The 13461-nt window shown below is 45.7% G+C and carries 13 protein-coding genes and 1 tRNA gene; 3 read left to right on the top strand and 11 right to left on the bottom strand.

Going from position 1 to position 13461, the window contains the following annotated elements:
* Positions 1-7 precede the first annotated feature (7 nt).
* The 3 genes from R3P39_RS16160 to R3P39_RS16150 all read right to left on the bottom strand — a co-directional run bounded on the left by R3P39_RS16160 (position 8) and on the right by R3P39_RS16150 (position 1858).
* Positions 8-775 carry a class II aldolase/adducin family protein gene (locus R3P39_RS16160; RefSeq protein WP_336568763.1) on the bottom strand — a complete coding sequence of 256 codons (768 nt, stop codon included), beginning with the start codon at positions 773-775 and terminating at the stop codon, positions 8-10.
* 150 nt (positions 776-925) lie between these two features.
* The gene (locus R3P39_RS16155; protein ID WP_336568762.1) at positions 926-1249 is read right to left on the bottom strand and encodes a c-type cytochrome; all 324 of its coding nucleotides are present in this window, start codon (positions 1247-1249) and stop codon (positions 926-928) included.
* Positions 1250-1321: 72 nt separating this feature from the next.
* The gene (locus tag R3P39_RS16150; protein WP_336568761.1) at positions 1322-1858 is read right to left on the bottom strand and encodes a DUF2058 domain-containing protein; all 537 of its coding nucleotides are present in this window, start codon (positions 1856-1858) and stop codon (positions 1322-1324) included.
* A gap of 188 nt (positions 1859-2046) precedes the next feature.
* Between R3P39_RS16150 and R3P39_RS16145 the strand changes: the two genes are divergently transcribed.
* The gene (locus R3P39_RS16145; protein ID WP_336568760.1) at positions 2047-3180 is read left to right on the top strand and encodes an MFS transporter; all 1134 of its coding nucleotides are present in this window, start codon (positions 2047-2049) and stop codon (positions 3178-3180) included.
* On the opposite strand, the gene R3P39_RS16140 is transcribed toward R3P39_RS16145, so the two are convergent.
* Both R3P39_RS16140 and R3P39_RS16135 read right to left on the bottom strand, forming a co-directional pair.
* Positions 3145-3651 carry a prolyl-tRNA synthetase associated domain-containing protein gene (locus R3P39_RS16140; protein WP_336568758.1) on the bottom strand — a complete coding sequence of 169 codons (507 nt, stop codon included), beginning with the start codon at positions 3649-3651 and terminating at the stop codon, positions 3145-3147. The two genes, R3P39_RS16145 and R3P39_RS16140, sit on opposite strands and share 36 nt — an antisense overlap.
* Positions 3648-4046, bottom strand: a complete 399-nt coding sequence (locus R3P39_RS16135) for a hypothetical protein (RefSeq protein ID WP_336568756.1) — start codon at positions 4044-4046, stop codon at positions 3648-3650. Before R3P39_RS16135 ends, R3P39_RS16140 begins: the two co-directional genes overlap by 4 nt.
* Before the next feature lie 129 nt (positions 4047-4175).
* Between R3P39_RS16135 and R3P39_RS16130 the strand changes: the two genes are divergently transcribed.
* Positions 4176-4251 (top strand) — tRNA-Ala (locus R3P39_RS16130).
* Between the two features lie 127 nt (positions 4252-4378).
* Here R3P39_RS16130 and R3P39_RS16125 read toward each other — a convergent pair.
* Together R3P39_RS16125 and proB are read right to left on the bottom strand one after the other, a co-directional pair.
* Entirely contained in the window at positions 4379-5626 is a 1248-nt protein-coding gene (locus tag R3P39_RS16125; protein ID WP_336568754.1) for a glutamate-5-semialdehyde dehydrogenase, read from the bottom strand.
* Positions 5627-5629: 3 nt separating this feature from the next.
* The gene (gene proB / locus R3P39_RS16120) at positions 5630-6736 is read right to left on the bottom strand and encodes a glutamate 5-kinase (RefSeq protein WP_419147032.1); all 1107 of its coding nucleotides are present in this window, start codon (positions 6734-6736) and stop codon (positions 5630-5632) included.
* Between the two features lie 746 nt (positions 6737-7482).
* Here proB and R3P39_RS16115 point away from each other — a divergent pair.
* Positions 7483-9342 (top strand): cation:proton antiporter, encoded by a 1860-nt coding sequence (locus tag R3P39_RS16115; protein WP_336568750.1) that lies wholly within the window; start codon positions 7483-7485, stop codon positions 9340-9342.
* Between the two features lie 43 nt (positions 9343-9385).
* On the opposite strand, the gene R3P39_RS16110 is transcribed toward R3P39_RS16115, so the two are convergent.
* From R3P39_RS16110 to R3P39_RS16095, 4 genes are all read right to left on the bottom strand, one after another.
* Positions 9386-9982, bottom strand: coding sequence for a tetratricopeptide repeat protein (locus R3P39_RS16110; RefSeq protein WP_336569336.1), 597 nt, complete (start codon positions 9980-9982; stop codon positions 9386-9388).
* Positions 9983-10221: 239 nt separating this feature from the next.
* A complete protein-coding gene (locus R3P39_RS16105) occupies positions 10222-11538 on the bottom strand; it encodes an adenylosuccinate synthase (RefSeq protein ID WP_336568748.1) in 1317 nt (438 codons plus the stop codon).
* Positions 11539-11841: 303 nt separating this feature from the next.
* Complete coding sequence (recA, locus tag R3P39_RS16100; protein WP_336568746.1) at positions 11842-12900, bottom strand: recombinase RecA; 1059 nt, start codon at positions 12898-12900, stop codon at positions 11842-11844.
* A 65-nt stretch (positions 12901-12965) separates the two neighbouring features.
* Positions 12966-13457: a CinA family protein gene (locus R3P39_RS16095; protein WP_336568744.1), complete on the bottom strand. Its 492-nt coding sequence runs from the start codon at positions 13455-13457 to the stop codon at positions 12966-12968.
* Positions 13458-13461 lie beyond the last annotated feature (4 nt).

The following is a 13461-nucleotide window of genomic DNA, read 5'->3' as shown; positions in this document are numbered from 1 at the left end:
AAGACTCCTATTGAGCAAAGCTTGGGTCTAAGCGGTAGGCTTTACGTAGCATCGCAGGCCACGCCAATTGCCCACCAGTGCTGCCGCTATGGACAACGTTAGCTTGATTATAAATATTGTCGATAATGGGCTGTGGTACCGGGGTGGCTTTTTGCCCTGTTGCCTGAATGGCGACTTGGATTTCACAGGCCCGCTGGAGGTCATAAAAACGCATAAACGCATCACCTACGGTTGGCCCCACGGTTAAGCCACCATGATTCACCAACAACATATGATTAGTATCACCTAAATCCTCTTGCAGACGTTGTTTTTCTGCAGCATTCACAGCCAGTCCTTCGTAGCCATGGTACGACAAAGAAGGCAGTGAAAACATACTGTGCTGACTCAGCGGCAACAGTCCACACTCAAGACTCGCCACCGCAATGGTTTCTTTGGTATGCAAGTGGATAACGCAATGGGCATCATCCCGCACCTCATGAATAGCACTGTGGATAGTAAAACCAGCGGGGTTTATTTCAAATGGTGTGTCATCCAAAATATTTCCTTGGAGGTCGACTTTCACTAAGTTTGATGCCGTGACTTCATCAAAGCTTAGGCCAAAGGCGTTCACCAAGTAATGATCGGTGCCCGGTAACCTTGCTGACATGTGAGTATAAATTAGATCCCCCCAGCGAAAATGCTCCACTAAGCGATAGCAGGCCGCTAAATCAAGGCGCAGCTGCCACTCTTCAGCACTGACTTTGTTTTTTAAATCTAATTGCGGTAATTCGAACATGGGAGATCCTTTATACAACACTTCCACATCTGGATGTATAGAAGTCTAAATTAAGTTATAACTGTCTGCAACTAAAAACCACCGCAAGCGGTGGTTTTGTCTGTTGCTGTTATACGGCGCTTGAGCTAGCGCCTATTAGGTAAAAGCCGCTTATTTTACTTTACTCAGGTACTCGGCAATGGCTTCAAATTCGGCATCACTGACATTGGCAACCATGGCTTTCATCGCAGAAGACATGCCATTGTTACGCTTGCCTGACTTAATGTCTTTCATTTGCGCCACTAGGTATTCTTTGTTTTGGCCATTAATTTTCGGATACAAAGGCATAATTGGCGCTTTACCTTCTGCACCGTGGCAGGTTTGACACATTTTTTGGGTATACAGCGCTTTGCCATCCGCCGCCATGGCGCTGGCTGAACTCAATGCACATACTGCTACAGCAGTCCCTACTAGTAGTTTTTTCATCTTGCTCATATCTTTACTCTTTTTATTGACGGTTAACGTTGTAAGTCAGTGTAGCCCAAAGTTTAACCTATGGCCTAATCACTACCACATCAAATCATCAGGAACTTCAAATTCAGCATAGGGATCGTCATCATTACTTTGTTGATCGTCTTCAACATGGAAAACAATGTACTTCTCATCCACTTCGGCAATTTTTCTCGCCGGCTCGTCCTGTAATACATAAAATACGCCTTCCAACACGCAAATCGCCAGTCGACCTTTGGCTAGTGCCTGTTGTGTGGCCGCGTTGACTTCCAGCTCTTTCACCTTATTTTGATAGGTGAAGTTGAAGGTCACATCACCACGAATTTCATCCTGGTTGTGGTGCTCCAGTATTTGCTTAACGCGAGCAACCTGCTCTTTTTCTTTCAGCTCTTCTTGCTTAGCTTTATTGAGCTCTTCGGCACGCTTTTGCTGCTCTATCTTAGTCTGCTCAATATGCTTTTGCAGATCAGATTGGTCGCTGGTTGCGCCCTTCTTCTTTTTCTTTTGTTGTTTACGCTTTTGTGTTTTTGCCACTTTAGCGTTGTGCTCGGTTGTTAGGCCTGCCTTGAGCAACTGGTCTTGCAATGAACCCATGGTACCACTCCGTAAAATAGACTTTTTACTATTTTAACTCAGCCACCGCGATTGACCAGAGACGATAGCTAGGATCCACCACAAATCTAGCAAATTATTTATTTAAAACTGTGATATAGCGCAAAAAATGATGGACTAATTTGATATAGTTTAGGCCAAGTTGCCAAAACTAAAAGCTTTCTTTAGGTATGCCCGTCATCCATCTGTTGCTGTGCTCTATATTTATCTTTTTTGTCTTGTATGCGCCACAACCCTTGCTGGCGGAATTTGCGCAGCAATTTTCGGTCTCCGCTTCGCAAGCGGGAACCTTAATGTCGGCAACCATGCTACCACTGGCGATTGCCCCCATTTGCTATGGTGTATTACTCGCCAAGGCTAACCCGCTGAAAATTTTAAAGTGGACTATGCTGTGCTTAGCCCTTTCCTGCATTGCCTTTGCGAGCATGACGTCTTTTTCAGGGCTGTTGTTGGTGCGACTACTACAAGGGTTATTGTTGCCTGCCGCACTGACTGCAATGACAGGCTATATTGGTCAACAGTTCGATGGTACGGCGCTGAAAAAAAATATGGCGCTCTACATTGGTAGCACCATAGTAGGCGGTTATTTTGGTCGTACGCTGGCGGCGAATGTTGCCGTGTGGTTTGAGTGGCAAAGCTTTTACTATATTAACGCTCTACTGCTCGCCTTACTGGCGCTGAGCGTTCGTGCTCGTGGTCATAGCCCAACAATCACGACGGTAACGCGTCTGCGGGACTATTTAACACCGCTCAAGCAACCACACTTACTGCGCTTATACAGCAGTGTGTTTTGTATGTTTTTTTGCTTTGCGGGGCTGTTGAACTTCTTACCCTTTATTCTTAAATACGACTTTAATTTAACCTCGCCAAGTCAAGTCGGCTGGGTTTACACCGGCTACTTGGTTGGCGCGCTGGGCTCTATTATCACCCCATGGTTGCAGGGGCGGGCTAGCTCCACTTGGTGGTTTCTTAGCGCCATGTTTGCCATCTACGCCCTCACTATCGCCCTTATGCCAATAGTCAACCTCAGTGTATTCGTCCTGCTTTTCACCCTGTTTTGCGCCTGCATGTTTATTATTCATGCCACTGCTGCTCCTTTGGCAAACAGTATCAGTAGCGCTCCCGCTACGGTCACTAATGGCGCGTATGTGTCGTTTTACTACAGCGGTGGCGTATTAGGGTCTTACCTACCGGGGTTGATTTATGAATATGGCGGGTTGAAGTACTTTGCCGCGGTATTACTTTTGGTGTGTCTTTGTGGCTTAGCCTTAAGCTTTAGAAATGGCCTCCACCCAGCGCGGTGAATGGCCGGTATGCTGCCAAAACTGCAATAAAGAGGCATAGCTCAACACCCAGGTTTGGGTATTGACCAAGGGGTGACATTGCCACAGCTCAGCGCTCTTAAGCTCACTATCAAGCCACAGCTCTACCGCTTGCTGATCGTCGTTATACAATGCTAAAGCCGATACGCAACCCTGTTCTACTCCTAAATATTTGCCTAACCGCGCGGTTGAAGCAAACCCTAAGCGCGACACCTGTTGCGCCTTAGACAGGTGTTTTAGGTCTAGCTGTTTTTCTGCAGGGACAATAAACAAAATATGGCGTTTGCCATAATTATCACGTAAAAATAGGTTTTTTAATCGGGTACCTTGGCGCTCTAACGCTAAACGGTCTGCGTCGGCACAGGTATTAAGAGCAGGATGTTGATACGCAATATAGTCTATCCCTAATTGCGCCAAGCAAGCATTGAGCTGTTGTGGGTTGTTACGGATCACAAGCACTTACCTCTTAGCTGCACACTGCGCTGACGCCAATAGACATCCGTAATGGAATGGCCTTGATTGCAATAATTCTCGGCTGCCAATGCCGGCCCTAACAACTCTACCGCACGCTCCTCTAACCGTAGTTTTAAGCTCGATGAGTCTTCTATGCGCTCAAACTCGGCGTAGGCTTTTAGGGTTCTACGAGAGATAGGCTTGCTGGTATCAAGCTGCATGGCAGGGGTTGCGGCTACAATGACAATAAAAGCAAACTCTTGTTCGCCATTGGTCAAAGTACGCTGATGTAAGGTTTGTTTCTCTACCTCTAAAGTCGGGGCTTCAGGCTGACTGGCGCAACCTAACAATACCAGAGTAAACAGCATTGCCATTAATCGATAGGGAGTGGACATAGTACACTTTTGCTTTTTTGTTTTAAGGGCAGTGTAACAAAGAGTCGAAAAAAAAAGCGAAAAAATTTTCAGCCCTCTTGACTCAATTTATAAAAATGATTAAATTTTCCCTCGTTCAAATTGGAATGTGGGGCTATAGCTCAGCTGGGAGAGCGCCTGCCTTGCACGCAGGAGGTCAGCAGTTCGATCCTGCTTAGCTCCACCACTTTCCCTCTCTATATAAACGAAAAAAGCCCAAACCTTGCGGCCCGAGCTTTGCAGTTACTTATGTCATTCTGTCATTGTGATGCTCGCAAGACACTGTTCGCTGTGCCCTGCGAATGTTGCGAGATTTACTCGCGAACCTGTCCTTCACCATTTACTAAGAACTTCTCAGTAGTCAGTGACTCCAGACCCATAGGACCATAGGCATGCAGCTTAGTAGTGGCGATACCAATTTCAGCACCCAAACCTAAGGCTGAGCCGTCACTAAAGCGTGATGAGGCATTGTGCATTACTACAGAAGCATCAACACCACGCTGGAATAAATCCGCAGCTGCTTTATCTTCAGTACAAATAACCTCAGTATGGTGACTACCAAAGCGATCGATGTGTGCCAGTGCCGCAGTAAAATCTTCAACTTGGCGAACTGCGATTTCTAAGCTGAGATATTCTTCACCAAACTCATCATCGTTAAGCTCTACAGCGTTATCGAAGTAACCACCGGTATTCTTACAGGCATTGATTTTTACGCCACGCTTGGCAAGCTCGGCCGCCGCTTTTGGTAAGAATTCTGCAGCCACATCTTGGTGCACAATAAGACCCTCAAGGGCATTACATACACCAGTACGCTGGGTTTTACCGTTAAGCAACAGTGCCATTGCTTTGTCGAGATCGGCTTCTTTGTCAATATATAGGTGACACACCCCTTTAAAGTGTTGGATAACCGGAACCGTACTGTTCTCAGTAACAAAGTTAATTAAGCCTTCACCACCACGAGGGATAATCAGGTCGATGTAATCTTTTTGCTGCATCAATTCCATTAATAAGCCACGGTCAGGGTTTGGCACCACTGATACCAGAGCCGTTGGTAAATTGTGCTTTTCTAAAGCGTTGTGCATCGCTTTAGCAATCTCAAGAGAGCTGCCTAAGGCTTCTTTACCACCACGTAAAATAACCCCATTACCAGATTTAAAGCACAGTGCACCGGCATCCGCCGTGACATTAGGACGTGCTTCGTAAATCATGCACACAACACCAAGTGGCACTCGCATTTTGCTGATTTTAATGCCATTTGGTCTTACACCCATGTCTCTTAGCGATCCTACTGGATCGTCAAGTTCAATAATGGTTTCAATGCCTTCTGCCATGGCGTTAATACGCTCTTGGTTTAACGTTAGGCGGTCAATCATGGCATCGCTTAACTTGTTATCACGCGCTGCAGCAAGGTCCGCTTCATTGGCTTTGATGATAGCATCAGTATTATCACGAATTTCTTTTGCCATATCAGCTAACACGGCGTTCTTTTGCTCAGTTGATAAAAGTGCTAACTGCTTCGCTGCTGCTGATGCTTGTGCTGAAATTTCTGTAATTAAACTCATAAATTAAGACTTCTCCAATAATGCTATATCTTGTTCTGAAATCACGGGACCAATGCTATCTTGAATCTTATCGCTAATTGGGCTTTCTTCGTGTTCAGTTAAAAAGTTAAGTAAACAACTACTGTAATTGGTGGTTGCTTTGGCTAGACGCTTACCATCGGCGCTGCGCACTAATATCGTGTCACCAACCGAGAACTCGCCTTTTACCTCAGTGATGGCATCACCACTTAATTGGCCAACTTCTTCATCGTCGCCATCGCCGTAATCGGCCTCGACTACTAGCTCGCCCTGCTCTGATGCCGTATGGGTCATCCAGTGGACGTTTTCTTTCATCGGTTTATCGTAAGCGGTAAATACCGTACCTGGGTTTTCACCCGCCAATAACGCTTCGAAAGTATGCTCTTCAAAGCCGTTTACTATGTATGTATCGATACCATGAGAAGTGGCTTTCTCTGCCGCTTCAATCTTGGTTTTCATGCCACCGGTACCCACTTTACTGGTTGGGCACCCTGCCATGTCGTAAATTTCTTCGGTGATTTCTCCCACTTCGGAGATCAGCTCAGCGTCTGCGTGTAAGTTTGGATTTTTGTTGTATAAACCACGCACGTCGGAACAAATCACTAGTCCATCGGCATCTGCCGCAGCCGCTACCATGGCTGATAAGTTATCGTTATCGCCTACTTTCAGATCGTCGGTGGTCACCGTATCGTTCTCATTGATAATAGGCAGAATGCCATGGTCGAGTAAAGTGAATATGGTTTCACGAATACTGGTGTATCTTTCTCTGTCTCTCAAGTCACCGTGGGTAAGTAGGATCTGTGCCGACGGAAAGTCAAAGAAACGGTCCCATGTGGCCATCATTTCTGTTTGGCCTGCTGCTGCCATTGCCTTTTTCACGGCAATCGGTGGCTGCTCATTATCTGGGAACAAGTGCGACCCTGCTGCAACTGAGCCTGAAGAGACTAAGATCACTTCAATGCCACGTGCACGGCAACGCACAATATATTGTGCAATGCTAAGCAAGTAGCGAGAGCGACATCCATCTTGCTCTGGTGCTATTAAGGCACTCCCAATTTTAATTACTATACGTTTTGACTGCTTCATCGACATAAATTCCTGCTTTTTGCTATTAATTAGCTACCCCACCCCTTTAACGCGACGGTACACCTAAGATCTTCTATTAGAAGACAAATTACAAAATGCATTGCTTTACACCGGTTAATCGGTGAGCAAATATGACGAATAGACGTGCGACAACGAAGACCATAGTCCCATCGGAAATACACACATGCTTAACCCAGATACAGCAATTAAACTTTAACTGCCGTCTGACATTTCACTAATAGAAGATTGATTGTGACACCAAGTAGAAACATCCCCTTGACGTCGAGCCGTTTCCAACAGGGCCACCATGGTTTGGTGCGGCTGGAAAGACTGTACCGCAATGAATAATTGCGTAGAGAGTAGATTGTGAATGACTGCACAGGTTGCCCTGCGCTTCGAACGTTTTATACCTTAACCCGCTGAGTGAGTAATTGCAACCCAATACCATGTTAATTCTTTATGACGGTCATAAATGAATTTTATAATACTATATTTTCAATTGCTTATTGACTTTACTACCCTTAACACTGTGTTATAACACAAGCCTAGCTATACTCATTAATAGCAAAGGTATTACACACTCTATGTTAAAACGGGGAAATGACTTGCAAGTAAGATAGAAACCTTACTCGCTAGTGCTCTAAATAGCAACGTGATCCATGCTGCTACTGAGACACCTCCCCCTTTAAATTGCTTGGAGAGTTAATACAGTTGGTATATTACGTTGGAATGTTCCAGCCACGGGAGAATCTATGTCAGCAATTTATATTGCCGGAATTGCCGTTTGCTCTGTTATTGCTCAATGGCTTGCTTGGGCGTTTAAAGTACCCGCCATCTTATTTTTACTGCTAATTGGCCTCGCCCTTGGGCCATTTAGTGGCACGCTCGACCCCGACGCGTTATTGGGTGATCTGCTTTTTCCAGTCGTTTCATTGTCCGTTGCTGTGATTCTATTTGAGGGCGCTTTAACCTTACACTTCAAGGAGTTAAAAGGCATTGGCAAGGTGGTGAGAAACCTTTGCTCGATTGGGATGTTGGCGACATTTGCCATTACCGCCACCACCGCCATCCTGGTGCTAGAACTCAACTGGCAAGTAGCCGCTGTACTGGGTGCTGTATTGGTCGTCACAGGTCCCACCGTTATTGCTCCCATGCTTAATTCCATGCGACCCGATAAAGACATAGACCGCATTTTACGCTGGGAAGGCATTGTTATCGACCCCATTGGTGCGCTCTTCGCTGTGATTGTGTTTGAAGCCGTCTCCTTAGTGGGCGATGCTGGCGTACTTAGCCACACACTATGGGCATTGGTGTCCACTGTGGGGGTGGGGATCAGCATAGGTTTAGTCTCTGGCATCATCACCAGCTACCTGATCCGTAAAGAATGGTTGCCATTTGAATTGCACAAGTTTGCCATTTTGGCGTTGGTGTTATTCAGCTTTACCATCTCCAACCACCTGAGTCATGAATCAGGGTTGCTTGCCGTGACGGTGTTTGGGATCTGGCTTGCCAACCAAGATGACTTGGAAATTGACTCCGTTCTTGAGTTTAAAGAAGACCTCTCGATAATATTGATATCGAGCTTATTTATTCTCCTTGCTGCGCGCTTAAAGCTAGAAGATTTAATGATGCTAGATACCGATGTCTTTATCTTTTTAGCCGTTATCCTGTTTATTGCGCGGCCAGTGTCTATCTTCCTTTCCACCCTGAACACCGATTTGCCGATCAAATCGCGATTGCTACTGAGCTGGATTGCACCACGCGGGATTGTGGCTGCCGCAGTGGGCTCAGTGTTTGCTTTGAGTATGAGCAAATCACAAATAGAGGGCGCGGAAAAGATGGTGCCGCTGATCTTTACCGTGATCATTGTCACTGTGGTATTGCAAAGCCTCACCGCAACTCCACTGGCTAGGCTTTTAGGGGTACGTCAGCCGAAACCCAACACCCTGCTGATTATTGGAGCGAACCATGTTGCTCGAGCCATCGCTAAAGGGCTAAAAGAGCAGAACGTTGATATTTGTTTATCAGACCCAGCTTGGGAAAACTGCAAAATGGCTCGGATGGATGGCTTACCCTGTTATTACGGCAACCCGCAATCGGAACACGCTGAGCGTTATTTACCCCTAACCAGTTTGAAGTTTGTGTTAGCCCTATCGCCCAACCGCCACCATAATGCCTTGGGAGTTCAGTATTTTTCTCACTTGCTTGGCGAGCAATGGGTGTACTCACTGAAGTCATCTACCAACCATGCCAAAGCAAATAAAGACAGTGCTACCTTCCTATCACGACAGATTTTATTTGGTGAAGAGGGCAGCTATGCCAAACTCAGTAGTATGATTGCCAAAGGCGGAAAGGTCAGTGTTACGCGTATTTCTGAAGAGTTTGACTGGCAGCAATACCAAGAGGTAAATAACGAAGCGATACCGCTTTTTATACTTACAGAGCAAAGCAAAGATGAAGAGCCGTTGTTGGTACGACCTTTTACTTCCAACATGAAAAAACCACCTGCGGATGGTGATAAAGTGTTTGCTTTACAACCACCTAAGTTAAGCGTGCTGAAAGATCCGAATAACAGTAAGGAAGGACAAATTGGCGATAAGCTAAGTAACTAGCTTACCTGCATAAGCATAAGCGGTGATAGCCTCACCGCTTAGTTTAAATTGGCAACCTCGCACGCTTAACGACGCTATCAGGCATTTTTTCTGCCAGTTTAGCAAGCGATGTCTGAATTTGTTGATGCAGTTGCTTATCGGCCACTGCTGAATGAAATAGCCAGCGGTAAGCATCCTCATAGTCTCTTGGACTGCCAAAACCACGGTTAAACAAGTCGACTAAACGCATCTGGGCTTTTAAGTTGCCCAGCGCAGCGGCTTCTCTAAGATACGTCACCGCTAAGGCTTTATCTGCCTGAACTAACTGGCCCTTGTCATAATACCGCCCCAATTGCTCCAGTGCAGCCGCAAGTCCCTGCTCAGCCGCACTTTTCATGTAGTACAAGCCAAGCTCAACGTCACGGTCGACACACACGGCATAAGCCAGCATATCGCCATATAAAAACTGATAAGAAGGCAAAGCCATGATCTCAGCTCGTGCTTCAATGTCTTTCACCAGCTGACACTCGTCTGCTTTGACTCGGGCGAGATGCTGATTGTTATTAATCAGGGCAATTAGCTCTTGCTGTGTGTATAAAGGTACGGCTTCGATTTGTTCTTCAGCCTGCACAGGTAGACTTATAGCCATGCCAAAACCCATACTCAGCAGTGGCGTGATAATATGTCGACGTAGATAATTCATTGCTGTCCCATTTTAGTGCTAGGGTGTTCGTTATCCCATTTTGCTCAATTAAATCCTGAGCATGGCTCACGATTAAGCTAGGATAGTATTACATTGCTTTCGATTCTAATGGTTTTGTATCGGCAGCACTGACAATAAATGTAGCACGATGGGCACAAAAAAAGCTGCCGTAGCAGCTTTTTTCATTATTTTAGTGATTATTCAGTAAATGGATTACGAACAATCATGGTCTCTACTCGGTCTGGACCCGTTGAGATAATATCAATTGGCACGCCAGTGATCTCTTCAAGACGCTTAATGTAGTTAATTGCCGCTTCTGGTAACTGCTCTACCGAAGTTGCACCGAACGTGTTTTCACTCCAGCCTGGCATTTCTTCGTAAACTGGGGTGACTTTCTCATAACCTTCCGCAGCCAATGGGGTCACATTAGTAACTGTGCCGTCTTCTAACTGATAGCCTGTACAGATTTTCACGGTTTCTAAGCCGTCTAACACGTCAAGTTTAGTTAAACAGAAACCACTGATGCTGTTGATCTGCACTGCACGGCGCATAGCCACGGCATCAAACCAACCAGTACGACGTAAACGACCTGTGGTAGCACCAAATTCATGGCCTTTGTCACCAAGGTGTTTACCTACTGGGTCTTGCTTATCAATGCCATCGTATAGCTCAGTCGGGAATGGACCTGAACCCACACGCGTGGTGTATGCTTTAACAATACCAAGTACGTAATCTAAGTGAAGAGGGCCAAAACCAGCTCCCGTTGCAACACCGCCAGCCGTGGTGTTTGATGAAGTTACATACGGGTAAGTACCGTGATCGATGTCTAGCAATGTACCTTGTGCACCTTCAAATAAGATGTGATCGCCGGCATTGCGTGCTTGATCTAAAAGCTCAGTGACGTCAACGATCATCGATTTCAAGATTTTCGCCACTTCCATCGCGTCATCGTAAGTCTTCTGGAAATCGACTGGCTCTACTTTGTAGTAGTTAACTAGTGCAAAGTTATGGAATTCAAGCACTTCTTTTAATTTGGCAGCAAATTGCTCGGGATTGAATAGGTCACCAACACGTAGGCCACGACGCGCTACCTTGTCTTCGTAGGCAGGACCAATACCACGGCCTGTTGTACCGATTGCTTTTTCACCACGAGCAAGCTCGCGAGCTTTGTCTAAAGCAACATGATAAGGCAAGATCAAAGGACATGCTTCACTAATTAGCAAACGCTCACGTACCGGTACGCCACGCGCTTCAAGCATGTTAATTTCTGTCATTAGTGCGTCAGGTGCTAATACTACACCGTTACCAATCACACATTTTACGTCTTCACGTAATACACCTGATGGGATCAAGTGCAGCACGGTTTTCTCACCGTTAATTACCAATGTATGACCCGCGTTATGTCCGCCTTGATAACGAACAACTAAAGAAGCTCTGTCTGTAAGTAGATCAACTACCTTACCTTTACCTTCGTCACCCCACTGGGTGCCCAATACAACGACGTTTTTACCCATTGCAAATTCACTTAGAAAAAATTAGGCGCAGATTTTATCAGAAAACCCACACCAAGATCATCCCAATTTGGCTATTTTTTCCTCTTTCAGCCTCGCTATTCTGCGACAACCGCAAAGGAAGAAATATAACCTCTTGAAAATGATGATTAATAAAAGAAAAGCACGTTGCGCTGAAAGTGACTTTGAAAACCGCAATCATTCACAACAGGCTTAGTTATAGAGTGTAGTTGGCAATCTGCCTAAGAGAAAAGAAATCGCCCAGCTAAATGCTGGGCGATGTTTATTTAAATATGAAGTGGTGAGTTATAGTTCTAAGTCATCTTCCACTTCTGCCGCTAAGCCTTTGTCCTCGCCATCTTCAGGCTTAACTTTGGCTTGTGCTAGAAGCATTTCTCTTAGCTTACCTTCAATCTCGTTGGCAATCTCAACGTTTTCTTTTAAGAACTTAATTGAGTTTGCTTTACCCTGGCCAATTTTGCTGCCGTTGTAGCTGAACCAAGCACCTGCTTTATCAACCAGCTTATGCTTAACACCTAAGTCAATCAGTTCACCTTGCTTTGAGGTACCCTCACCGTACATGATAATAAATTCGGCTTGCTTAAATGGTGGTGCAACCTTGTTCTTCACCACTTTGACGCGGGTTTCGTTACCAATCACCTCATCGCCTTCTTTCACCGAGCCAATACGACGAATGTCTAAACGAACTGAGGCGTAGAACTTAAGTGCGTTACCACCAGTGGTGGTCTCAGGGTTACCAAACATCACACCAATCTTCATACGAATTTGGTTAATGAATACGCACAGTGTATTTGAGCGTTTGATATTAGCCGTAAGTTTACGCAGCGCTTGCGACATTAGGCGCGCTTGCAAACCAACGTGTGAGTCGCCCATATCACCTTCAATCTCAGCTTTTGGTGTTAAGGCCGCCACGGAGTCAACCACCACAACGTCAACTGCGCCAGAACGAACCAACATATCGCAGATCTCTAGAGCTTGTTCACCCGTGTCTGGCTGGGATACCAATAGGTCATCGACGTTAACGCCAAGTTTTTCAGCATAAACTGGATCAAGTGCGTGTTCTGCATCAACGAAGGCACAGGTTTTGCCAAGCTTTTGTGCTTCTGCAATAGCCTGTAAGGTTAAAGTTGTTTTACCAGAAGATTCCGGACCGTATATTTCTACAATACGACCGGTAGGCAAACCACCGATACCAAGCGCAATATCCAAACCCAGTGAGCCAGTAGAAACGGCTTCGATGTCTAGGGCTTTATTTTCGCCCAGTTTCATGATTGAGCCTTTACCAAACTGACGCTCAATTTGTGACAATGCTGCGTCTAGTGCCTTTTGCTTGTTATCGTTCATTTGCTTCTCCAATTCAGCGTAATGACCCTAGTATACTGTATGGAATTACAGTATCAAGTGTAATTTTATGAATTTACTAGCTTAATTGTATTTTTTAATGAAAATTCAATGGCTTGCAACCTAACTTCGGCACGCTCGCCAGTAAATACTTGGTGAAATGTCGCTACTTTATCAGCAACAGCAATGGCAAACCATACAGTACCCACGGGTTTTTCCGCACTGCCACCACCAGGTCCGGCAACGCCCGATACCGCGATGGCAATGTCTGCAGCGCCAACCCGTTGCGCTCCTTGTGCCATCTCCACTACTGTTTGCTCACTTACCGCACCAAACTGTGCTAAGGTCTCAAGCTTAACGCCTAATAGCTCATGTTTAGCATTATTGCTGTATGTCACAAAACAACGGTCTAGATAATTTGAACTGCCCGGGGTGTCAGTTAGAGCATAGCTTACGCCGCCACCGGTACATGACTCGGCGGTAGTGATTGTTAAGCCTTTATTCGTTAGAATAGCGCCCAATTGCGCCGCATAGTCGGCTATCTCTTTGTAGTGCTCCATAGGA

This window comes from Pseudoalteromonas sp. UG3-2 (genome assembly GCF_037120705.1).
Classification (GTDB): Bacteria; Pseudomonadota; Gammaproteobacteria; order Enterobacterales; family Alteromonadaceae; genus Pseudoalteromonas.
Note: the sequence above shows the minus strand (reverse complement) of the source record. Positions and strands in the feature narration are given on the sequence as shown.